Annotated in this window: 21 protein-coding genes, 4 tRNA genes and 2 pseudogenes; 12 read left to right on the top strand and 15 right to left on the bottom strand. The window is 62.3% G+C overall.

Annotated features, from left to right (window positions below; all coding sequences use genetic code 11):
• Positions 1–12: 12 nt before the first annotated feature.
• From EKH49_RS17175 to EKH49_RS10335, 4 genes and pseudogenes are all read left to right on the top strand, one after another.
• Positions 13–234, top strand: a pseudogene (locus EKH49_RS17175) (hypothetical protein); the annotation flags it as partial.
• A gap of 26 nt (positions 235–260) precedes the next feature.
• Positions 261–716, top strand: coding sequence for a TetR/AcrR family transcriptional regulator (locus tag EKH49_RS16570; RefSeq protein WP_236641121.1), 456 nt, complete (start codon positions 261–263; stop codon positions 714–716).
• 158 nt (positions 717–874) lie between these two features.
• Positions 875–1537: pseudogene (locus EKH49_RS10330) on the top strand (ABC transporter ATP-binding protein); the annotation flags it as partial.
• Positions 1534–2259: an ABC transporter permease gene (locus EKH49_RS10335; protein WP_128470785.1), complete on the top strand. Its 726-nt coding sequence runs from the start codon at positions 1534–1536 to the stop codon at positions 2257–2259. The pseudogene EKH49_RS10330 and the gene EKH49_RS10335, both read left to right, overlap by 4 nt.
• A 3-nt stretch (positions 2260–2262) precedes the next feature.
• Here EKH49_RS10335 and EKH49_RS10340 read toward each other — a convergent pair whose 3' ends face one another.
• From EKH49_RS10340 to EKH49_RS10355, 4 genes are read right to left on the bottom strand one after another with little or no spacing between them, the layout of a single operon-like run.
• Positions 2263–4593, bottom strand: a complete 2331-nt coding sequence (locus EKH49_RS10340; RefSeq protein WP_128470786.1) for a glycoside hydrolase family 3 N-terminal domain-containing protein — start codon at positions 4591–4593, stop codon at positions 2263–2265.
• A gap of 48 nt (positions 4594–4641) precedes the next feature.
• The gene (locus EKH49_RS10345) at positions 4642–5529 is read right to left on the bottom strand and encodes a carbohydrate ABC transporter permease (RefSeq protein WP_128470787.1); all 888 of its coding nucleotides are present in this window, start codon (positions 5527–5529) and stop codon (positions 4642–4644) included.
• Positions 5526–6569 (bottom strand): carbohydrate ABC transporter permease, encoded by a 1044-nt coding sequence (locus tag EKH49_RS10350; protein WP_128470788.1) that lies wholly within the window; start codon positions 6567–6569, stop codon positions 5526–5528. The genes EKH49_RS10345 and EKH49_RS10350 overlap by 4 nt, the downstream gene beginning before the upstream one ends.
• 8 nt (positions 6570–6577) lie before the next feature.
• The gene (locus EKH49_RS10355; protein WP_128470789.1) at positions 6578–7876 is read right to left on the bottom strand and encodes an extracellular solute-binding protein; all 1299 of its coding nucleotides are present in this window, start codon (positions 7874–7876) and stop codon (positions 6578–6580) included.
• 216 nt (positions 7877–8092) lie between these two features.
• On the opposite strand from EKH49_RS10355, the gene EKH49_RS10360 reads away from it, so the two are divergent.
• Positions 8093–9157, top strand: a complete 1065-nt coding sequence (locus tag EKH49_RS10360) for a LacI family DNA-binding transcriptional regulator (RefSeq protein ID WP_128471017.1) — start codon at positions 8093–8095, stop codon at positions 9155–9157.
• An 80-nt stretch (positions 9158–9237) separates the two neighbouring features.
• Here EKH49_RS10360 and pyrE read toward each other — a convergent pair whose 3' ends face one another.
• Positions 9238–9795 carry an orotate phosphoribosyltransferase gene (gene pyrE / locus EKH49_RS10365; protein WP_174787674.1) on the bottom strand — a complete coding sequence of 186 codons (558 nt, stop codon included), beginning with the start codon at positions 9793–9795 and terminating at the stop codon, positions 9238–9240.
• Positions 9796–9834: 39 nt separating this feature from the next.
• Between pyrE and EKH49_RS10370 the strand changes: the two genes are divergently transcribed.
• Complete coding sequence (locus EKH49_RS10370) at positions 9835–10272, top strand: MarR family winged helix-turn-helix transcriptional regulator (protein ID WP_038992004.1); 438 nt, start codon at positions 9835–9837, stop codon at positions 10270–10272.
• Between the two features lie 92 nt (positions 10273–10364).
• The gene (gene nadE, locus EKH49_RS10375) at positions 10365–11189 is read left to right on the top strand and encodes an ammonia-dependent NAD(+) synthetase (RefSeq protein ID WP_128470790.1); all 825 of its coding nucleotides are present in this window, start codon (positions 10365–10367) and stop codon (positions 11187–11189) included.
• Between the two features lie 3 nt (positions 11190–11192).
• Here the strand turns inward: nadE and EKH49_RS10380 are convergent, their stop codons facing one another.
• From EKH49_RS10380 to EKH49_RS10395, 4 genes are all read right to left on the bottom strand, one after another.
• On the bottom strand, positions 11193–11492 hold the full coding sequence (locus tag EKH49_RS10380) for a winged helix-turn-helix domain-containing protein (RefSeq protein ID WP_038992006.1): 300 nt from the start codon (positions 11490–11492) through the stop codon (positions 11193–11195).
• Complete coding sequence (locus EKH49_RS10385) at positions 11489–11929, bottom strand: hypothetical protein (RefSeq protein WP_128470791.1); 441 nt, start codon at positions 11927–11929, stop codon at positions 11489–11491. Before EKH49_RS10385 ends, EKH49_RS10380 begins: the two co-directional genes overlap by 4 nt.
• Positions 11926–12129, bottom strand: a complete 204-nt coding sequence (locus tag EKH49_RS10390; protein WP_128470792.1) for a hypothetical protein — start codon at positions 12127–12129, stop codon at positions 11926–11928. The genes EKH49_RS10385 and EKH49_RS10390 overlap by 4 nt, the downstream gene beginning before the upstream one ends.
• Before the next feature lie 116 nt (positions 12130–12245).
• Positions 12246–13388, bottom strand: coding sequence for an acyl-CoA dehydrogenase family protein (locus EKH49_RS10395; protein WP_066143505.1), 1143 nt, complete (start codon positions 13386–13388; stop codon positions 12246–12248).
• 72 nt (positions 13389–13460) lie between these two features.
• Here EKH49_RS10395 and EKH49_RS10400 point away from each other — a divergent pair, with 72 nt between their 5' ends.
• Entirely contained in the window at positions 13461–13964 is a 504-nt protein-coding gene (locus tag EKH49_RS10400; protein WP_066143502.1) for a MarR family winged helix-turn-helix transcriptional regulator, read from the top strand.
• Here EKH49_RS10400 and mmsB read toward each other — a convergent pair.
• Both mmsB and EKH49_RS10410 read right to left on the bottom strand, forming a co-directional pair.
• Positions 13959–14855, bottom strand: coding sequence for a 3-hydroxyisobutyrate dehydrogenase (gene mmsB, locus EKH49_RS10405; protein WP_128470793.1), 897 nt, complete (start codon positions 14853–14855; stop codon positions 13959–13961). The two genes, EKH49_RS10400 and mmsB, sit on opposite strands and share 6 nt — an antisense overlap.
• Positions 14852–15904, bottom strand: a complete 1053-nt coding sequence (locus EKH49_RS10410; protein WP_128470794.1) for a 3-hydroxyisobutyryl-CoA hydrolase — start codon at positions 15902–15904, stop codon at positions 14852–14854. Before EKH49_RS10410 ends, mmsB begins: the two co-directional genes overlap by 4 nt.
• Positions 15905–16009: 105 nt before the next feature.
• Here EKH49_RS10410 and EKH49_RS10415 point away from each other — a divergent pair, with 105 nt between their 5' ends.
• Together EKH49_RS10415 and EKH49_RS10420 are read left to right on the top strand one after the other, a co-directional pair.
• Entirely contained in the window at positions 16010–16810 is an 801-nt protein-coding gene (locus EKH49_RS10415) for an exodeoxyribonuclease III (protein ID WP_128470795.1), read from the top strand.
• Between the two features lie 14 nt (positions 16811–16824).
• A complete protein-coding gene (locus tag EKH49_RS10420) occupies positions 16825–17667 on the top strand; it encodes a hypothetical protein (RefSeq protein ID WP_052253858.1) in 843 nt (280 codons plus the stop codon).
• A 56-nt stretch (positions 17668–17723) separates the two neighbouring features.
• Here the strand turns inward: EKH49_RS10420 and EKH49_RS10425 are convergent.
• The 4 genes from EKH49_RS10425 to EKH49_RS10440 all read right to left on the bottom strand — a co-directional run bounded on the left by EKH49_RS10425 (position 17724) and on the right by EKH49_RS10440 (position 18182).
• Positions 17724–17797, bottom strand: a tRNA-Asp gene (locus tag EKH49_RS10425).
• Positions 17798–17858: 61 nt separating this feature from the next.
• Positions 17859–17931: transfer RNA gene (locus EKH49_RS10430), tRNA-Phe, on the bottom strand.
• Positions 17932–17980: 49 nt separating this feature from the next.
• Positions 17981–18054 (bottom strand) — tRNA-Asp (locus EKH49_RS10435).
• 55 nt (positions 18055–18109) lie between these two features.
• A tRNA-Glu gene (locus EKH49_RS10440) sits at positions 18110–18182 on the bottom strand.
• Positions 18183–18320: 138 nt separating this feature from the next.
• Between EKH49_RS10440 and EKH49_RS10445 the strand changes: the two genes are divergently transcribed.
• Together EKH49_RS10445 and EKH49_RS16575 are read left to right on the top strand one after the other, a co-directional pair.
• Positions 18321–18692 carry a metallopeptidase family protein gene (locus EKH49_RS10445; RefSeq protein WP_066143491.1) on the top strand — a complete coding sequence of 124 codons (372 nt, stop codon included), beginning with the start codon at positions 18321–18323 and terminating at the stop codon, positions 18690–18692.
• 678 nt (positions 18693–19370) lie between these two features.
• On the top strand, positions 19371–20356 hold a 986-nt coding region (locus EKH49_RS16575; protein ID WP_161567501.1), incomplete at its 3' end, for a hypothetical protein.

Raw genomic sequence — 20356 nt, forward strand, 5'->3', positions numbered from 1 at the left:
ATTCGCTGATCCATGAGAGGCCGGGCTTTTGCCCGGCCTTTCTGCGTTGGCGCACGGTTCCGGACGTATGCTGAAACCGTGAGCGAGCAAGTACCGAACGAGGTCCCGGGTGCGCGGAAGCGCGGGCGGCCCAAGGGCAGCACCACGGGGACAACCAAAGCGGCGATCCTCAAGGCCGCGTCCAAGGAATTTTCCCATGCCGGATACGAGGCAGCCAGCCTCCGTTCGGTAGCGCGCCGGGCCGGGTGGATCCTGCGCTGGTGCACCACTACTTCAAGGACAAGGACGACCTGTTCGTCCAGACCATGCATATCCCCGTCAATCCAGGGGAAATCATCGCCCAGGCCGCCACGGCGCCGCTGGAGCAGATGGGCGAGGCGCTGGTTCGCGCCTTGCTCACCACCTGGCGCAAGCCCGCCTTCCGCACTGCGGCAACGGCCATGATCCGGGGACTGATTTCCAGCAGCAGCGCGACGAAGATCCTCCGCCCCTTTCTGCAGAAGGAGATCTTCTCGCGCTTGGGTTCGCGTTTGCCCGAAGAAAGCGCCGAACCCCGGGTTGCCCTGGTCGCCAGCCAGATCATTGGGCTCATTGTCGCCCGCTACATCATTGACTTGGAGCCTTTGGCCTCCATGGATGACGAGCAGGTGATCGAGCTGGTAGCTCCCGCCATCCAGCGCTACCTCACCGGGGAATTGCCTGCACTGGATCATTGACATGCTGCTGGCGGAGGTCTCCAATTCATTATGTGATGAATAAAAAGGCTTGTGTCGATGTGCAGCGGCTCGACGTCAGACGCGGAAGGGCATTGGTCCTGGACCAGGTGGGCTTCCAACTGGCGCCGGGACGGATCATCGGCTAGCTCGGACCCAGCGGCAGCGGCAAGAGCACCCTGCTGCGCAGCATCGTGGGCAACCAGATCATCAGCGGCGGAACTGTCACCGTTCTCGGAAAGCCCGCCGGGCACAAATCGCTGCGCCATCGGGTCGGCTACATGACCCAGGCCGCCAGCGTCTATGACGATTTGAGCGTCAAGCAGAACATCGCCTACTTCGCCAAGATCCTCGGGCAGCCGGCAGCCGAAGTGGAGCGGGTCATGGAAACCACGGACCTCGCGGATCACTCCGACCGGCTAGCCATGGATCTGTCCGGCGGGCAGCGCAATCGGGTGTCCTTGGCCATCGCATTGCTTGGCTCGCCGGACATTGTCATCCTGGATGAGCCCACGGTGGGCTTGGACCCGGTCCTGCGGGCGGATTTGTGGGCGATGTTCTCGCGACTGGCGGCCACCGGCCTTTGCCTTGTCGTCTCCAGCCATGTCATGGACGAAGCCATGCGGTGCGATGAAGTACTGCTGCTGCGCGAGGGGAAACTGCTCGGCCAGATGACCCCGGAAGCGTTGATGGAATCCACCGGTGCGCAGAATCCCGAAGATGCTTTCGTTGCGCTGATCGAAGCAGGCGGCGCCGCGCAGCTGCCAAGCCGCAATGCATCTGCTCCGAAGCATCGGGCCTCGGCAGAAGGGACGCAGCCATGAAACGCACACTCGCCACCACCGCTCGGGTCTTGGCCCAGGTGCGCCACGATCCGCGGACCATCGCCTTGATGCTCATCGTGCCCAGCCTGCTGATCGGCCTGATCGCCTGGATCTTCACCGACACCCCGGCCTTCAGCCGCATCGGCCCGGCAATGATCGCCTTGTTCCCGTTCGTGGTGATGTTCCTGGTCACCAGCATCTCGACCCTGCGCGAGCGGCGCAGCGGAACCCTCGAGCGCCTGCTGAGCATGCCGCTGGCCAAGGGCGAGTTCATCTTCGGCTATGCGCTGGCCTTCACCCTGGTTGCGATCCTCCAGACGATGATCGCGGTCGTTTTCGCCATTTGGGTTTGCGGCTTGGAAATCGAGGGCAGCTTCTGGCTGCTGTTTGCCGTGGCAGCCCTCGACGCGTTGCTGGGCATCAGCCTCGGGTTGATGGCCAGAGCCTTCGCACGCACCGAATTCCAAGTAGTCCAGTTCATGCCTGCACTGGTCATCCCGCAGTTCCTGCTGGCCGGAATCATCCTGCCCCGCGACCAGCTGCCCGGAGTGTTGGATGCCATTGGAGACTGGCTTCCGCTGTCCCACGCCATCGACGCCCTCTCAGATGTCGCGGCGGGAACAGTGGATTCCGCGACGGCCAGCAGCATGCTGGTCATCGTCGCCTGGATCGTTGCAGCACTGCTGGTCGGATCCCTGACGCTGCGGCGACGTACCGCCTAGCGGCTACGCGATAGCCACCGGGGTGTCCATCACGCGGCCCTCGGCCACTTCACGCACCGTCCCGGTGATCTCGAAATCGGCTTGCACTGCGAGATCTTCGCTGCTCGAGCCCACCATCGCCGTGAACGTTCCCGGTTCCACGATGCGCTTTCCGGACAGGCCGGTGAACGAGGTGCGGTCGGCGTGAAGCGTGAAGGTGACCCGCTTCGACTCCCCTGCTTCGAGCTGCACCTTGGCGAAACCGGCAAGCCAGCGGCGCGGACGCACCACCTGCGACACCGCATCAGCCAGATACAGCTGCACTACCTCGGCGCCGGACCGCGCCCCGGTGTTCGCAACGGTGGCGCTGATCTGGAGGGTGCCATCGGTGGCGATTGACGCCTGCGACAGCTCAAGGCCGGAGATGCCGAAACTGGTATAGGAGCTGCCGTAGCCGAAGGGGTACAGCGGACGCGGATCGAGGTTGGTGACGCCTTCGGCATGCCAGGCCAGCTTGGAGGCCAAGTAGGTCCCCGGCTGCCCGCCGACATGGTGGGGAATCTGCACCGGCAGCTTGCCCGATGGATTGATCTCGCCAGTCAGCACGCTGGCCAGCGCCGGCCCGCCTTCCACGCCCGGCATGAAGCACTGGACGATGGCCGCGGTGCGATCCGCGTACTGTCCCAGCGCGTACGGGCGCCCGGTGACCAGCACCAGCACCGTCGGGGTGCCGGTCGCCAGCACCGCTTCCACCAGCTCCCCCTGCCGCCCGGGCAGGCTAAGGTCGGCAACGTCACAGCCCTCTCCCGAGGTGCCGCGCCCAAAGAGGCCGGCGAGGTCGCCGACGGCAACCACCGCGACGTCGGCATGGCGCGCCGTGTCGACGGCCTGGGCGATACCCGAATCATCGAGGTCGGTGAAGTCCACGCCGCGGGCATACTCGATCTGTGATCCGGCGAGCGCGGGAGCTTGCTGCAGGGATTCGAGGATGGAGGCCATCGGCACGCCGTAGTCCTGTTGCTCGGCAAAACGCGAGTAGACGTGGTTGGTGAAGGAGTAGCAGCCTAGATGGGTGCGCGGCTGGGAGGCGCTGGGGCCGATGACCGCCAGGCGCGCCGGGTTCTTTAAGGGGAGGATCTGCTGATTGCGCAGCAGGATAATGGATTCCCCAGCCATGGTCCGGGCCTGGGCGCGGTTATCCGCCGAATCCAGTTCCACATCCTCGCCAAGCCAGGCCTTGCGCGGATTCCAGCCGGGATCCAGCAAGCCCATGTCGAGCTTCTGGGCCAGCACCCGGCGCACCGCGGTGTCCAGGACTTCCTGCTCCAGCGCGCCAGCGCGGACGGCCTGGGCGAGGTTGGCAAAGGCGGTGGTCTCCGGCAGCTCAACGTCCATGCCGGCTTCCAGGGACAGCCGGCCGGCCGCGTCCTCGTCTGCGGCGACTTCATGCATGCTGTGCAGGAAGCTGACGGACCAGTAGTCGGCCACGACGGTTCCCTTGAACCCCCAGCGTCCGCGCAGCACGTCGGTGAGCAACCGGCGGCTGCCCGCTGGCGCTTCGCCATCCAGGTCAGCATAGGAATTCATTACTGACTTCACGCCGGCTTCGCGCACTGCGCGTTCGAACGGAGGGAAGACGGTGTCTTCCACGGCGCGCGGACCCAGGGAGACCGGCGCGTGGTTGCGTCCGGCTTGCGAGGCCGCGTAGCCGGCGAAGTGCTTCAAGGTGGCATGCACCCCGGAGTCCTGCAGGCCGCGCACATAGGCTACTGCCAGCTCGCCCACCAGGTGGGGGTCTTCGCCCATGGTCTCTTCCACCCGGCCCCAGCGGTAGTCCCGGGCCACGTCAAGGACCGGGGACAGCCCCTGGTGCACGCCCATCTTCAGCATGTCGGCACCGATGCGCCGGGCCATGCCTCCAATGAGTTCCGGATTGAAGGTGGCGCCCCAGGCGATGGACGCCGGATAGCAGGTGGCCCCCAGGGTGGTGAAGCCGGTCAGGCACTCCTCGTGGGCAATGGCCGGGATGCCCAGGCGGTTGGCGGTGATGACCTGCTCTTGCAGTTCAACCAGGCGTTGGCGGCCCTCGGCGGGAGCCAGTGGGATAGTGCCGAAGGCGCGGGTGATATGTCCCAATCCGTCCTTGATGGCGTCTTCGAAACTGGGGCTGGCGCTGAAGGTGTCGGCCATCGGCGCGACATTGGCCTCGCCATCGTGGCGTTCTTCCTCCGGGCGGATCCAGAACGAGCCCAGCTGCGCGGCTTTCTCTTCCAGGGTCATTTCATCCATCAGCGCGGCGACGCGTTGCTCGGCCGGAAGGGAGATGTCGTGCCAGGCTTGCTCGACGGTTTTCATTCACAGTTCCTTATCTTCAAAGATTTCGATAGCTTCAGGCGGGCTGGATCAGCCCTTGACCGCGCCCTGCAGGCCGTTGACGATGCGTTTCTGCATGGCCAGGAAGAAGATCAGTGCCGGGATCATGGCCAGCGCGGTGAACGCGAAGACTCCGGCGGTATCCGCCGAGTGTTCGCTGGAGTAGTCGGCGACGCCCAGCGGCAAGGTGCGCATGTCGCCTTGCAGGAGCAGCAGCGGAAGCAGGTACGCATTCCACGAACCCACGAAGGCCAGCACGCCGACGGTGACCATGCCCGGTCCGGACAGCGGCAACAGGATCTTCCAGAAGAAGCCCATGCGGCTGGCGCCATCGAGCTGGGCCGCTTCTTCCAGCTCCTGCGGCAATGCCATCAGGAACGGACGCAGGATGACCACTGTCATCGGCAGCGCGAAGGCCGCCTGCGGCAGCGCCACGCCCCACCAGGTGTTGCCCAGGCCCAGGTCGCGGGTAATCAGGATGAATAGCGGAACGATCGCCACAGTGGCGGGGAACAGCAAGCCGAGCACGAAGACCATGAAGATCGGTTCACGCAGGCGGAACTGGTAGCGGGCCAGCGGGTAAGCGGCCATGATGCCGAAGACCACGACGATGATGGTGGTGATCAGCGCGATCATCGTGGAGTTCAGCGCGTACTGCCAGAAGTCCGGGTTCTTCAGCACGCCCGCGTAATTGTCCAGCACCCACGGCGCGGGAAGGCCTGCCGGGTTCTCGGCCAGCTGGGCATTGGTGCGGAATCCTCCCAGCACGCCGTAGAGGACCGGCCCCAGGGTGATCGCGACGACCGCCAAGGCGATGGCGTAGACCAGGGCGTTTCCGCCCTGCCGGCGGCTGCGCTTCTTGGCGCGGAGGGCCTGGGCCGGGGTGTGCTGCGGGCGGGTTTCCAGGGTGGTGCTCATGCTTTGGCCTTCTTCCGCTTCGGTCGCTCGCCGTCCGGTTGCGCATCGCGCTTGAGGATGAACTGCTGGTAGGAGATGGCCAGCACCAGTGCGACGATGAACAAGATGACCGAGGCTGCCGCGGCAATGCCGAAGTTCTGGCGCTTGGTTCCTTCCGAAACCAGGAAGCTGGCCATGGTGGTCGTGGCGTTCGCCGGGCCGCCGCCGGTGAGGATCCAGACCATGTCGAAAAGCTGGAGCGATCCGATCATGGACAAAAAGCCCCAGGTGCGCAGGGTGGGTCCCAACAGCGGGATGGTGATCTTCCGCTGGATCTGCCACCAGGAGGCGCCGTCGATTTCCGCCGCTTCGTAGAGTTCGGAAGGCACGCCCTGCAGTCCGGCAAGGAACAGGATCACCGCCAGCCCAAGGTACTTCCAGGTCAGTACGCCCAGCACCGTCCACAAGGCCAGTTCCGGCGTGCCCAGCCAGCCTTGGGCCGGCCCTTGGATCCCCAGCTTGGACAAGATGGTGTCGATGACCCCGTATTGCGGCTGCAGCAACTGGAACCAGACCACACCGGCAATGACTTCGGAGAGCACGTAGGGCACGAAGATGATGGTGCGCAGCAAGGACTGGATCTTCATCTTCCGATTCAGCAGCAGCGCGATGCCCAGACCGATCGGGAGCTGCAGGGCGATGGAACCGCCGATGATGACCAGGTTATGGACCAGGGCATCGGTGAACACCTCGTTGCCCAGCACCCGCACGTAGTTCTTGAAGCCTACGAAGTCCACCAGCGGGCCGAAGCCCTTCCAGTTGTACACCGAGAAGCGCACCGCCTGGATGATGGGGATCAGCATGAAGACCGCGATCAGCAGCAATGCCGGGCTGACGAAGAACAGGATCTCCAGATTCTTGCGCCGCTCAGCGGGCTTGCGTGTGCGCTTGGCACCACTGGGCGGTGGCGGTGCGCTGGCCGCCTGGGCGGGCTCGCTGTCGGAATGCCCGCCCAGGCCGCTGGCGGGCGGGCTGGCTGCATAGGTTGCTTCTGGGGCCACGGCTCGGATCACTTCTCCAGGTCAGCGGCATCTTGGCTGGCGTCGACGATCTTCTGCGCATCGGACTTGCCGGCGAAGAGCAGGGCAATTTCATCGTTCATCGCGCCGCCAATCGATGCACCGAAAGCGGTGTCGAAGTAGAGCTGGAAGTACGGCGCGTCATCCCGCACGTCCATCAACGAGGCCAGTGCCGGGTCAGAGATCGCGTCTTTGGCCTCCGGGTTGGTCGGCAGGCCCATGTCCAGTTCGGCGAATCCGCGCTGGACCTCGGTGGAGAGCATGTACTTCACGAAGTCGACGGCCGCATCTGGTGCACCTTCGGAAACTGCCCAGGCATCGCCACCGCCAAGCTGCGCGGCAGGGTCGCCCTGGCCTCCCTCGATGGCGGGGAATGGGAACCACCCGGTGTCCTCGCCCAAGCCGGTGCCATCTTCGGTCAGTCCCTGCATGACTCCTGGTTCCCAGTGGCCAGCCAGCTCCATGGCGACCTTGCCGGTGGCCAGCAGGCCGGAAGCGGACGTGGGGCCGGACTGCGCCGGGGTGGAGAGGAAGCCCGGGTTGAATGGCTCGGCCTTGATCAGCTTCTCCACGTCCTCCCCGGCCGCCACGAAGCACTGGTCGCTGAAATCGAGGTTGGCGACCGCGTCGGCAAGGGTCTGCTGGGAGCATTCGCGCACCGCCGCGTAGTACCAATAGTGGGCTGCTGGCCACTTGTCGCCTGCTCCAATGGACATCGGGTCGATGCCGGCCTGCTTCAGCTTGCCGGTGGCTTCGATCAGTTCATCGAAGGTCTGCGGAGCCGAGTCGATGCCCGCTTCCTTGAACAAGGCCTTGTTGTACCAGAATCCGGCCCCACCCAGCGAGAACGGCAAGGCGTAGGTCTTGCCGTCGAGCTGCCAGCCTCCCGCGCTCTCGCCGAGGAAGGCGATTTCCTCGGAGGCCGCGTCGGTCAGGTCCTTGGTCAGTCCCGCGGCCACGTGGGCCGCGAGCTCTCCGCCGCCGCGTTCCATGTAGACATCCGGGGCGTCCCCGCTTTGGAAAGCCGCATCGAGCTTGGTGAGCATGTCCTCGTGCTGCATTGCGCTGACTTCGACTTCCACCCCTTCGTGGGCGGCTTCGAAGTCGGCGGCCACTTTTTCGTAGTAGGCCTTGCCGTCGCCGTTGTTGGAGTTGTGCCACCAGGTGATGGTGGTCGTTCCGTCGGCCGAGGACCCATCCTCGTTTGCGCCGGAGGCGCAGCCAGTGGCCAGCAAGGCAGTTGTTGCGGCCAGCGCCAGAATCTGCGCACCTCGGGTCTTGGATAACATGCTCGTGCTCCTCAGCTGTGATGATGACCTGTCGACTTCGGGCGGCAGGCGATTGGCTCCACCAAGAATTGCACCGTGACGCAGGTCATGTCAATCGTTTTCGATAACGTTTTCCAAATCCATTACGAAAACGTTATCGGAAAGTTTGCGATTCCCCGCCATTTCCCCGTGAAGTCACGGATTTCCAGAGTGTTTTGCGCTACTGTTGGTCGAGTGATGACCCCTCAGACCGGAATTCCCGAGATTCCCGCCCATCAGAAGCTTTCCGGCGAGCCCTCCGGCTCACGCGTGACCATCAACGACGTCGCGCGCGCCGCGCAGGTCTCGGTCTCAACCGTGTCGAAGGTCGTCAACGGCCGCTACGGAGTTGCCCCGGCCACCATCGCCAAGGTCCATCAGGTCATCAGCGAGCTGGGTTATGAGACTTCGCTGGTCGCTTCCTCGCTGCGCAGCACCCGCACCAACATCATCGGCATCCTGGTTGCGGAATTCGAGCCGTTCTCGCTGGGCCTGCTCAACGGCATCTCCGCAACCCTGCGCGGAACGCAATACGATCTGATGGCCTACGCGGGCAACCTTTCGCCGGACGGGCATGCCGGCTGGGAGCGCCGTTCGCTGTCCCGTTTGGGCGGAACGCTGATCGACGGGGCGATCATCGTCACCCCGACGGTGGAGGTCCCGCACAGCTCGGTTCCGGTTGTGGCCATCGACCCGCATGCGGGGCCGGAAATGCCACTGGCCATCGATGTGGATAACCGCGCCGGAGCCTACACTGCCACCAAGCACCTGCTGGATCTGGGCCATCGCCGCATCGGGCATATCCGCGGACGAGCAGATCTGGCTTCCGCGCAGCTGCGCGAGCAGGGCTACCGCCAAGCGCTGGAAGAGGTCGGCGTGGACTTCGACCCGCATTTGGCCCACGACGGCGATTACCAGCATGACACCGCTGTGCAGGCCGCCAATAACCTGCTCGATCTTCCCGAACCGCCCACCGCAATCTTTGCGGCCAACGACCTTTCGGCCCTGGCCGCGTTGGAAGTTGCCGGCGAACGCGGGCTGCAGGTCCCCGGCGACCTCTCGATCATCGGCTTCGACGACATTCCCGAGGCGGCGCAGGCCACTCCCCCGCTGAGCACCGTGCGCCAGCCACTGCATGAGATGGGTGCCCAAGCGGTGAACATGCTGCTGGGCCTGCTTGCCGGCGAGAACGTCCAATCACCGGACCACCTGCCAGCGGTGCTCGTTCCGCGCGAGACCACCTCACATCCGCGCAACAGCTAGCGGGCAAAGCAAAGCACCCCGCCGCGCACCGGAAATATTCCACTGCGCAACGAGGTGCCCTCCGTGCAAATCTGCGCTGGCTACAGGCCCAGCTCGTCCTTGCCGTAGGCGAAGAGGTAGGGAACGCCGGCTTCTTCCTCGATGCGTTCCTTGGCTCCGGTGTCGCGGTCAACGATCACTGCCACGGCAATGACGTTGCCGCCTGCCTTGCGCACACCTTCTACAGCGGTCAGCGCGGAGCCGCCAGTGGTGGAAGTATCCTCAAGCACGATGACATCGCGGCCCTCGACGCTTGGCCCCTCGACCTGGCGGCCCATGCCGTAGGACTTCTGCGCCTTGCGGACCACGAATGCATCGATGGCGCGCTGCTTGGCACGTGCGGTGTGCATGATGGCGGTGCCTACCGGGTCGGCGCCCATGGTCAGGCCGCCGACATTGGTGAATTCCAACTTGGCCTCGTCCAGCAGGTCAAGCATGACTTCGCCAACGAGTCCGGATGCTTCCTGATGCAGGGTGACACGGCGCAGATCGATGTAGTAATCGGCCTCCTTGCCCGAGGACAAGGTGACCTTGCCGCGCACAATGGCTAGTTCTTGGATCAGTTCTTTTAGTCGCTCACGCGCGCTGGTTTCGCTCATACCCTCGATTCTAGTCGGCATCATGGCTAGGCTGTTTTCATGAACGCAAAACGCCCCTTGGGTTACTGGTTGAAATTGGTGGATTCGCTGATTGACGAGCAGTTTGCAGCGACTCTGGAAGAACACGGTGTGACGCGCAGGCAATGGCAGGTGCTCAACCTGCTGGAGCAGCAGCCTGCCACCGAGGCGCAGCTGGACGCCGGGCTTTCCCCATTCTTCGCCTCCCCGGATGAACCGCAATCATTGCGGGAACACCTTGCCGAGCTGATCGAATCAGGTTGGGTTACGGCAGTGAACGGCGAATATTCCATCACCGAGCGTGGGCACACTTCGCTGCTCAAGCTCAGCGAGCTGGTGGAGAAGATCCGCACCCAGTTCGGCCAAGACCTGGATGGTTCCGAATATGACGCTGTGGTTGAAACCCTGGAGAAGATCGCCCGAAACCTGGGCTGGGATCCCGACCGGGAATCAGCATAGCCCCGCCGGGATTTGTTGAGAACAGATTAACTTTCGTTCCCAGCCGGTGCAGCGGTACCGCACGGCGATGGCTCATGCCTAGGATTAGAAGCATGCGTGAACTGCAAGCAAAGATCATTGAAGAGCTGGGCGTGCGCCCGGAAATCGACCCGGCCGGCGAGATCCGCCAGCGCATCGACTTCCTCAAGGACTATCTGTCCGCCACCGGTGCGAAAGGATTCGTGCTGGGTATTTCCGGCGGCATCGATTCGACGCTGGCTGGTCGTCTGGCCCAGCTGGCAGTTGAAGAGGTGCGAGATGCCGGCGGCGAGGCCCGCTTCGTGTCGGTGCGCCTGCCGCATGGCGTGCAGAAGGATGCTGCCGATGCCCAAGCCGCCATGGATTTCGTGGCTGCCGACGAGCAGTTCGAGGTGAACATCCAGAAGCCGGTCGCCGCCTTCGACGAGGCCCTGGCTGATGCAGGGCACCCGGCGCTGAGCGATTTCAACCGCGGCAACCTCAAGGCCCGCTCCCGAATGCTGATGCAGTATGCCATGGCCGGCGACCGCGGGATGCTGGTCCTGGGCACTGACCACGCGGCCGAGTCGGTCACCGGCTTCTTCACCAAGTTCGGCGACGGTGCAGCGGATCTGTTGCCCTTGGCCGGGCTGAACAAGCGCCAGAACCAGGCGCTGCTGCGCGAGCTGCAGGCCCCTGAGCTGCTGTGGGCCAAGGAGCCGACCGCGGATCTGCTGGATGGCCAGCCCCTGCGCGCAGATGAAGACGAGCTCGGCCTGACCTATCCGCAGATTGACGATTACCTCGAGGGCCGAGAGATCGATCCGTCCGCTGCCGAAGCCATCGAGCGGCGCTTCCTGGGATCACGGCATAAGCGCACCGTGCCTGCCACCTACTGGGACAAGTGGTGGCGCGCCTAGCAGTTATCCCAATCCGGTAATTTCCTTCAGCGCCTGGACATGTTGCGCAAAGGCCTCTTGCCCGGACGAAGTCAGCTTCGCCCAGGTGCGGGGCCTTTTGCCCACGTACCCCTTCTTGATCTGCACGTACCCTCCGGCCTCCAGTGCGCTCAAATGCCTCGACAGCACCGAATCCGAAATGCCGATGGCTTCCTTCAAGGATTTGAAGTCAGCTTCGTCTACTGCTTGCAGGGAACCCATTAGCGAAAGCCGCACCGGGTTGGAGAAATCGTCATTGAGCCGTTCACGGGCATGGGAACTCACTTGCGCACCATCGCAATTCCGGTCAGCGACAACGGTGCGGCAACGATGATCCAGATCAACGCGATGACGCCCCAGCCCATGGATCCGGATCCGAGCAACGCAACAGCCACCGCATAAAGCACCATGCTGATAGTGAATCCCCGGAGGTACATTTTTGAATGCCCGCGCGGCAGCGAGCGGTAGAGCTTCCCGTAGGCCAAGGAAATAGCTATGACGGCTATGGCAAACAAAACCATGATGACGATGAAGCCGGTGAAATTCTCGTCGGGGCGATAGAGCTGCAGCAGCGCCGCCAGCCCGCCCATGAGGACCCCCAGGATGATGCAATAGGTGCCCAGCAATTTGGCACCGTATCCGGCAGCCCGCTGCATTCCCTGTTGCGCCATCCCCAGGGCGGCGAGTTGCTCTTCGGGAGTCATTTCATTGTCGGAGCTCATTTGATGGCCGCCTTGCGGGCCTTCTGCTGACGCTGGGCATGGATGGAAGTCATGGTCATGCAAAGGGCCATGAAGAAGCCCATGCCGATGAAGAGCAGCGAGTTGTTGCCCGTGGCATAGGCGGTCAAGGCCATTGCCGCGAAGGCCAGGCCTGCCGAAACGATGATGACGGTGTACCAAGTGCTGAATGGAATCTTCATTGCCCTGCTCCTTTGACTTCGATCTTCCTTGTCCCTTGACCATAACAAGTACTTTCCATTTTGGAAAGTACTTGTTATGGTTTGGAAAGGAAAATCTTGAAGGACGCTGGAGCCGGCTACACGAAGGCGCTCACTCCGGTCAGCGCGCGCCCGACGATCAGCGAGTTGATCTCATAGGTGCCTTCATAGGTATGGAGAATTTCGACATCGCAGAAGACCTTGGCCATTTCGAAATCGCTCACCACGCCATTGCCGCCAAGCATTGCCCGGCCCAACGCGGCCGACTCCCTTGCCAGGCGGGTGGCAGTCGACTTCGCCATGGCAGCATCCTCCATGCGCAGTTTTCCACGCTCTTGCTTGCGGGCAATCTCGCACATCATGGAGAGGCAGGCGCCCAGATTGCCTGCGATTTCGGCCAGCGGCTGCTGGATCAGCTGGAAGGCGGCCAACGGCTTGCCGAACTGCTGGCGCTGCGTGGCGTAGGCCTTGCAGATGTCGAGCGTGGCCATCATCGCGCCGGCAGCCTGCCATCCCACCCAAGCGCGCGATTGCATCAGCAGCTGGTTTGCGGCGGCGAAGCTGGTGGCCCCGGGCAACTTGTTCGCTACTGGAATCCGCACATTCTCCAGCCGGATATCCGCATTCTGCATGCCGCGCAGCCCGATCTTGTTTTCAATCTTGGTGGCGCTGTATCCAGGGCGGTCCGACTCAACGAGGTACGCTCCGATCTGCGCAGTCTCCTCGTCCTTGGCCCAGACCAGCGCGAAATCGCTCAGCGTACCCATGCCGATCCAGCGCTTGGCGCCGTTGATGACGTATTCGTCCCCGCCGCGGTGCGCGGTGGCGCCTATGCCTCCGGCGATATCCGATCCATGCTCCGGTTCGGTCAGCGCAAATGCGCCGAAGGCTTCAAACCCGGCGAGCTTGTCCTGCCACCGCGCCCGCTGCTGCTCCGACCCCAGTTCGTGGATCATCCCAAGCACCAGTTCGTTATGGATGCCGACCACTGATGAGGTTGAAATATCGGCCCGGGCGAGTTCTGCATGGATCAGCCCGCGCAGCAGATGAGAGCTGTCCTCCAGCTGCAAACCACCCAGCCCCAATTCGGCCAGCTTGCCGATCAGCTCGGCGGGAAATTCTTCGCGGTTCCAGTAGCCAATCGACTGGCGGCGCACCTCGCGCTGCGCCACCTGGCTGATTTCACGCAGCCGCTGCCGTTCGGCTTCCTCCAGTTGTCCGGCCATATTCAAGAGGTCCATCTGGGGATTCCTTCCAAACCATAGGAAGTCCAAGTATATTGTTGGACTAAGTCTTCTTTTGGGGGTATGCAAATGACTTCTCCGCTGCCACGCGATCCAATCGCGCAAGCCAGGGAACAGTGGATTTCCCATGGGTGGTCAGCCGAGGCCGACTCCATGGCCGCGATTACCGCGGTGATGCGCACCGCATCGATCTACTTGCAGCGGGCCGACGCCATCCTCAAGCCTCACGGACTGACGTTTGCGCGATTCGAAGTACTAGCCCTGCTCGGCTTCTCGAAGCGCGGTTCCCTGCCCATGAGCCAGGCCAGCCAGCTCCTGCAAGTTCACGCAACCAGCCTGACCAATTCGGTAGACCGGCTGGAAGCCACCGGCTTGGTGCGGCGCATCCCGCACCCAACCGATGGCCGCACCCGGCTATTGGAGCTCACGGCCGCAGGCCAGCAGGTGCTGCCCGCGGCCCGTGACGACCTGAACGAAAAGCTCTTCGCCCGAAGCAATCTTTCGGGCACCGACGCAACCGAAATCTTCGAGATCCTGGCCCGCTTCCGCAAGGCCTCCGGGGACTTCCTATAGCGAGCCGTCGCGGATCGCATTGATGATCCCGGAGAAGTCGGTGCCCGCATTGCCTTCATCGCTGAATTTGCGGTACAGCGCCGCGGCAAGGGAGCCGAGCTGGGCATCGGTCGTCGTATGCTCCAGCGCACTGGCCGCCAGGCCCAGGTCCTTGGCCATCAATGCGGCGGCGAACCCCGGCTGGTAATCGCGATTAGCTGGAGAAGCTGGCACCGGCCCAGGCACAGGGCAATTGGTCGTCACCGACCAGCACTGTCCCGAGGCCGAGGAAATGACATCGAACAGCGCCTGGTGCTCCAGGCCCAGCCGTTCTCCCAGCACGAACGCCTCGGCAGCGCCAATCATCGAGATGCCCAGCAGCATGTTGTTGCAGACCTTCGCGGCCTGGCCGGCGCCATATCCGCCGCAATGCACGATGCGCTTGCCCATATGCTCAAGCACGCCGGTGATCTGCTCAAGATCCTCGGGCTGCGCACCGAGCATGAAGGTCAGGGTCCCCGCTTCCGCCCCGACGACGCCTCCGGAAACCGGGGCATCGGCGCTACGATGCCCCGCGTCAACCGCTAGCTGCGCCGCTTCACGGGCCTGCGCTACATCGATGGTGGAGCACTCCAGGAAGAGCGTATTGGGCTTGGCGCTCTCCAGCAGGTATTCACGGTAGGCATCGAGCACGTGCTTGCCCGAGGGGAACATGGTGATGACGATATCGACATCGGTGGCCGCCTCTGCGCCGGTCGCCACGGTGGCTATGCCTGCTTCCGCGGCCGCATGCACCGCGGCAGGAACCACGTCGAAGCCCTTGATCCGGTAGCCGGCCTTGTGCAGATTGATGGCCATGGGCAGTCCCATGTGGCCCATGCCGAGGAATCCGATAACTGGTTTGACGCTCATGAGTGGCTCTTTTCCTCTAGATCTTCAGCGAGCAGTGCGAAAGTCAGTTCTGCTCCCGGCAAGGGTGCCAGGTGCCTTTGCGTGCGTTGGGCCGCAGTTTGCCCGGGGACCGTTTCGGTCCATTGCGGATTGCGGTCCTTGTCGACCACTGCGGCGCGAATGCCCTCGGCGAAATCCGGGTCGTCGAGCCGATGCACGGCGGCCCGGTATTCCCGCTGCAGATCCGTTCTCAAATCGGTTCCAGCCAGGCGAATGAGTTCTTCGACTAGGCGTACCGAGCTTGGGCAGGCAGCTACCAGGGCCTTCAGCGCTTCCTGGGCTTGCGGGGAATCGTTGCGCTCCAGTGCACGCACTACCGCTGGGATGCTTTCTTCGCTAAAGGACTGCACCCATTCTTCGTGCAGGAATCCCGGCTCCGGGCTCTGCGCATAGTCGGCCAGCACTGCCGCGGCGGGTCGGGTTTCCAGCTCGGCGAGCAAGTCGGGGATCTTCTCCTGCGGCACATAGGAGTCGGCCAGGCCCAAGGCGATGGTGTCGGCGGCGCCGAATTTCATTCCGGTCAATGCCGCCAAGCGCCCGGCGGCATGCGGCGCACGCGCCAGCAAATGCGTTCCACCCACGTCCGGGAAAAATCCGATGCCGACTTCCGGCATGCCGCACCGGCTGGCTTCGGTAACAATGCGATGGCTGCCGTGCGCCGAAATGCCGATGCCGCCGCCAAGGACAATTCCGTCCATGAGCGCAATGTACGGCTTGGGGTACTCGTCGATCAGGACATTGAGCTGGTATTCGATGCGCCAGAAGTCGGCCGAAGCGCCACTGCGGTCCAGGATGTCCCGGTAGATCGCCACGATATCCCCGCCGGCGCACAGGCCGCGCTCCCCGGCGCCGACGACCGCTACTTGGGCGATCTCCGGGTCATTGCGCCACTGGAGCAGGGCATCGAGGAATTCCCGGCACATGTCCGTGTTGAGCGCATTCAGTGCCTTGGGCCGGTTCAGCGTTATGAGTCCCAGGTGTCCCCGGCGTTCGGTCAAAATCTCAGGCAACAGCCTCTCCTTTGAGTGATTGAGGTCACCTACTGGTGTCGAATATACTCGGACTTCCAACTAAATTGAAGTGGCACAGGACAGCAAACTTGATAGGTTGAACTAGTGAAGATTGCAACCTGGAATGTGAACTCGCTGCGAGCCCGCGCCGACCGTGTTGAGGATTGGCTGCGACGCACCGATGTAGATGTCCTGGCTATCCAGGAAACTAAGTGCAAAGACGACAATTTCCCCTGGGAACTGTTCGAGAACAACGACTACGAGGTGGCGCACTTCGGAGTCAACCAGTGGAATGGCGTTGCCATCGCCTCCCGCGTTGGCCTCGAAGATGTTGAACGCACCTTCCCTGGGCAGCCGGAATTCGGCAAGGCCGGAAAGAACCCGATCCAAGAGCCTCGCGCCATCGCGGCAACCTGCGGCGGGGTACGCATCTGGAGCCTTTACGTCCCGAACGGACGCGCGCTGGATGATGAGCACATGGGCTACAAGCTGAACTGGCTGGACGCGCTCAAGCAGGAATCCGCCGGCTGGCTGGAGCAGAATCCCGAGGCGCAGATTGCCTTGATGGGCGATTGGAACATCGCGCCAAAGGACGAAGACGTCTGGGACATCGACTTCTTCATCGAGAACAAGATGACCCACGTATCAGCGCCAGAGCGCGCCGCCTTCACCGCCTTCGAGGAGCTCGGCTTCACCGATGTGGTGCGTCCGCATACCGAAGGCCAATACACCTATTGGGACTACACGCAGTTGCGCTTCCCGAAGGGCGAAGGAATGCGCATCGATTTCTCGCTCACCTCGCCGGCGCTCACCGCACGGGTAATCGGTGCGAGCATTGACCGCGAGGAACGCAAGGGCAAGGGCGCCAGCGACCACGCCCCGGTCATCGTGGAGCTGGCCGGCTAGTCATGAGACCAAAGATGACTGGGCCCGCCGCAGAGCTGACCGCCGCCACAGCGCACCTTCGCGTCTATGAGCCGCTGGACGCCTTTGAGGATTGGGCCCAGTCCATCATCTTGCGCACTCCCCGGCGCACCGGGGAGCAATGGGACGCCTTCGAGAACGAGCGGCTCTGGAGCCGCACCCTGCGCAACGTCTCCGACCCGTTCCCGCACGACGAGCCGGAATTCTTCCGCAGCGTGAAGTCCTTGGACTACCAAGGCACCGAGCACACCCGGTACTGCCCAGGACAGCTGCAGGCACGCAGCCTGCTCGCCGCCGAACAAGCCGAAGAAGCCATGCGGACCGAGGTGTTCGACCTGCTGGTGCCGCCGGCAGCGCGGCAGGCCAATGCCCAACGCGTTGATGCCGACCGCCTGGCCAAAGACCTGACCCATCTGCACACGAGGACCTCGTCGTGGGGCATCCCGCTGGGCTGGTTCGCCCTCTTCCGCGAAGATGACGAGCACGAGCTGGTGCATAGCGGCGAGCAGTTGAAATCCGTTCGCATGTACGCCTCCTTCGAGCAGGCCATTAACCGCCTGTCTTGGGCAGTGCAGACGCTGGCGACCCATGCGCCGCAGTCGCAGCTTTTCGAGGAGCTGGGCAGCCTGGGCGGCTGGCTGGAAACTTTCGACAGCCGCTCGGTGATTGAACTGGATTATGGACTGCTGGCAGAAATTGTGTGGCCAGATGAATCCGTGAATGATCTGATGCACGGTATTCAGGCATTGGAAGACGAGGACCTGACGAGCGCCGCTGCGGCATACCGCCGGCTGAGCAGTCGCTGGATCGGCCCGCGGCATCTGGGTCGCGCAAACTAGCTACCTGTCCCCGGATACAGCAAAAGCTCCGGAATCCGGAGCTTCTGTTTAGTATGCGACCCTGACGGGACTTGAACCCGCGACCTCCGCCGTGACAGGGCGGCGCGCTAACCAACTGCGCTACAGGGCCTGGTGCTTTGAATAAATTCAAGTCACACAGTAAAACCCCCGGAATGAACCGAGGGCCTGCGTGGCTCCGACCGGCGTCGATCCGGTGACCTTTCGATTTTCAGTCGAACGCTCTACCAACTGAGCTACAGAGCCTGGTACCACTAAGTGGACACCAAATTTACTATTGGAATAGTAAATTGAGCGACCCTGACGGGACTTGAACCCGCGACCTCCGCCGTGACAGGGCGGCGCGCTAACCAACTGCGCTACAGGGCCTTGCTTTCGCAAGCCAATGGATTTCTCCATCTGGCAACCACTAAGTGGTTGCTTGTACCCCCAACGGGATTCGAACCCGTGCCGCTGCCGTGAAAGGGCAGTGTCCTAGGCCGCTAGACGATGGGGGCCTAAGTTGTTCGCTTCGGTTTCTTGCTTCTCCGTAGCGGACTCCAATAACTATACGCAGTGTTTTTTGCTTTTGCAAAATCGGCTCCTTGGCGGGTTTTACCCATGCCAAATCGGGTGCACAGGCATAGTCTGGAACCATGCTTTTCGAGATGGATGACGACGAATTCCAGGCTCTGGTCGAACAGGCTATCGACGCGATTCCAGAGGCCGCCTTCGCAATGATGGACAACGTCATCTTCTTCATCGAAGACGAGTACGAGCCTCTCCCTGGAGAGCCGGAAAACCCTGAGATTCTGGGGTTATACGAGGGTGTCGCACTCACGGAACGGGACCTGGATTGGGGCGCCGGAGCACTCCCGGATCGCATTACGATCTTCAAGAATCCGACGCTTCGAGCCTGCGAAACACGTGAAGAAGTAGTGCGGGAAATCGGGATTACGGTGATGCACGAAGTGGCCCACCACTTCGGAATCGACGATGCAAAATTGCACGAATTAGGGTGGTCGTAGCGCCGAAATCGCGAAATCTTCTTTTGAGATCTGCCTCACAAAACAATTAGATTCCGGCGGCATGTTTCCAGCTGAGAGAGACCCGGGCCACAGGCCAGCGATCGAAACTAGCCGCTGGGGCACATCCTCCACCCGGAAGGCGACGCGGCTCAATTGCGATGCCCATAACCAAAGTGGTGTTTAATAGGCCGGCACCGGCCGCACTCGCGCCGGCCCAACTCGGCGAGACGAGAAATTGCCGCCGGAAGAACTTGGCATGGCCACTTTCCCTTGCCGCCACAGCCAAGTCCGGAGGGCAGCAAAGGATCTTCATGCACTTCGAGAGACGATCCCTTATTAAAGACAACGCTTTGAGCCGCACCTATTCACCCCGCACGTTACCCAAACTTCATGGCAAGTAAGCCCTTGGTAACGAAGCGAGACGCATCTATTAGCTATTTCCCAATTGCTCTCGATAAGTCACACAGGACCGGAAAACCATTATCTGTGCAGATCACCGCCGAATAGGCCCGAGAATTACACGGATGGGATTCATGTGACTGATGTGAACAGTGTTGCCAAGCGTGTCTTAATTGGCCTAATGTGCTATTTGGAGTCTTATCCGAATCGTGACCTTCATATTGCTGAAAGTCACGACTCACGCACTCCGCGTCATCCATGTACTTAGTGAGGAACGATATGGCTACTCGCCACACGCTCGGTGTTGCTGCAAGCACCCTGGCCCTAGCGGTGTCCTGCCTTGCAGGCGCTTTGCCCGCTTCCGCATCCACTTCAGCTTCACTCCCTCAGTCTGTGGCGATCGCTGCCGCACCAAGCACTTCTGCGCTGCCGTCGGACGCGGAAATCCAGGAAGCAAAGAAGGACAAAGCTTCGACGAACGCGATGATCGCGCGAATCGAAGCTTCTCTTGCTTCCAGCCGTGCCGAGTTGCAGCGCGTTGAAACCGAAGCCGCTCAGGCCCAGGAATCCCTGCTTACTGCCGGCGAAGAGCGCGATCTGCGCACCGCTGCAGCTGAGAAGGCCGTTGAACAGCTTGAGTACGCAAAGACTTACTTGGAGCAGAGCCGCAACGATCTGGGCGCTATCGCCTCAGATATCTACCGCAACGGCGCTGGCACCTCAACCCTGAGCCTGCTCCTTGATGACAACCAGGAAGGCGACCTGTTCTACAAGGCCGCTACCATCGACGCATTGAGCGAACAGAAGGTTCAGTCCGTCAACACCGCCACCGAGGCCGAGGGCCTCGTTTCGGCTTGGCAGGAGTACGCCGACGCGGCACAGAATGCCGCGCAGGAAGCCGCAGCGAACTATGACGCCGCTGCAGCGACCGCGAACAGCACCTTGGCCACCTACGAAGCGGCTATCGAACCAGAGCAGCAGCTGCGCGATGAATTGATCGGCCACCTTGCTACCTTGAAGCAGAAGGAAGAAGCTGAGGTCCGCCAGGCGGTTGAAGAGCGCGAGGCGCAGAAGCAGGAAGAAGCTCTTGCGGAAGTGATCGCCGAAGAGGAAAACGTTAACGTTTCCGAAAAGGACATCTTCACCATTCAGCCGCTCACGATCGAAAAGCCTCGTGAGCTGCAGCAGACCGAACCTGAAGAGGAAACGGTCGAGCCTGAGCCTGAGCAGGTTGAAGAAGAACCGGAAGCTTCCGAACCACCTGC

Origin of the sequence: Glutamicibacter sp. HZAU, assembly GCF_004100365.1 — a bacterium.
GTDB classification, from domain to species: domain Bacteria; phylum Actinomycetota; class Actinomycetes; order Actinomycetales; family Micrococcaceae; genus Glutamicibacter; species Glutamicibacter nicotianae.

Excerpts from the sequence above, each read along its gene's own strand:
- EKH49_RS10360 (WP_128471017.1), top strand. The coding sequence starts at position 8,093 with ATGACCCCTCAGACCGGAATTCCCGAGATTCCCGCCCATCAGAAGCTT.
- EKH49_RS10385 (WP_128470791.1), bottom strand. The coding sequence starts at position 11,929 with ATGAGCTCCGACAATGAAATGACTCCCGAAGAGCAACTCGCCGCCCTG.
- EKH49_RS10345 (WP_128470787.1), bottom strand. The coding sequence starts at position 5,529 with ATGAGCACCACCCTGGAAACCCGCCCGCAGCACACCCCGGCCCAGGCC.
- EKH49_RS10445 (WP_066143491.1), top strand. The coding sequence starts at position 18,321 with ATGCTTTTCGAGATGGATGACGACGAATTCCAGGCTCTGGTCGAACAG.
- pyrE (WP_174787674.1), bottom strand. The coding sequence starts at position 9,795 with ATGAGCGAAACCAGCGCGCGTGAGCGACTAAAAGAACTGATCCAAGAA.
- mmsB (WP_128470793.1), bottom strand. The coding sequence starts at position 14,855 with ATGAGCGTCAAACCAGTTATCGGATTCCTCGGCATGGGCCACATGGGA.
- EKH49_RS10390 (WP_128470792.1), bottom strand. The coding sequence starts at position 12,129 with ATGAAGATTCCATTCAGCACTTGGTACACCGTCATCATCGTTTCGGCA.
- EKH49_RS10355 (WP_128470789.1), bottom strand. The coding sequence starts at position 7,876 with ATGTTATCCAAGACCCGAGGTGCGCAGATTCTGGCGCTGGCCGCAACA.
- nadE (WP_128470790.1), top strand. The coding sequence starts at position 10,365 with ATGCGTGAACTGCAAGCAAAGATCATTGAAGAGCTGGGCGTGCGCCCG.
- EKH49_RS10395 (WP_066143505.1), bottom strand. The coding sequence starts at position 13,388 with ATGGACCTCTTGAATATGGCCGGACAACTGGAGGAAGCCGAACGGCAG.
- EKH49_RS10370 (WP_038992004.1), top strand. The coding sequence starts at position 9,835 with ATGAACGCAAAACGCCCCTTGGGTTACTGGTTGAAATTGGTGGATTCG.
- EKH49_RS10340 (WP_128470786.1), bottom strand. The coding sequence starts at position 4,593 with ATGAAAACCGTCGAGCAAGCCTGGCACGACATCTCCCTTCCGGCCGAG.
- EKH49_RS10335 (WP_128470785.1), top strand. The coding sequence starts at position 1,534 with ATGAAACGCACACTCGCCACCACCGCTCGGGTCTTGGCCCAGGTGCGC.
- EKH49_RS10420 (WP_052253858.1), top strand. The coding sequence starts at position 16,825 with ATGACTGGGCCCGCCGCAGAGCTGACCGCCGCCACAGCGCACCTTCGC.
- EKH49_RS10400 (WP_066143502.1), top strand. The coding sequence starts at position 13,461 with ATGACTTCTCCGCTGCCACGCGATCCAATCGCGCAAGCCAGGGAACAG.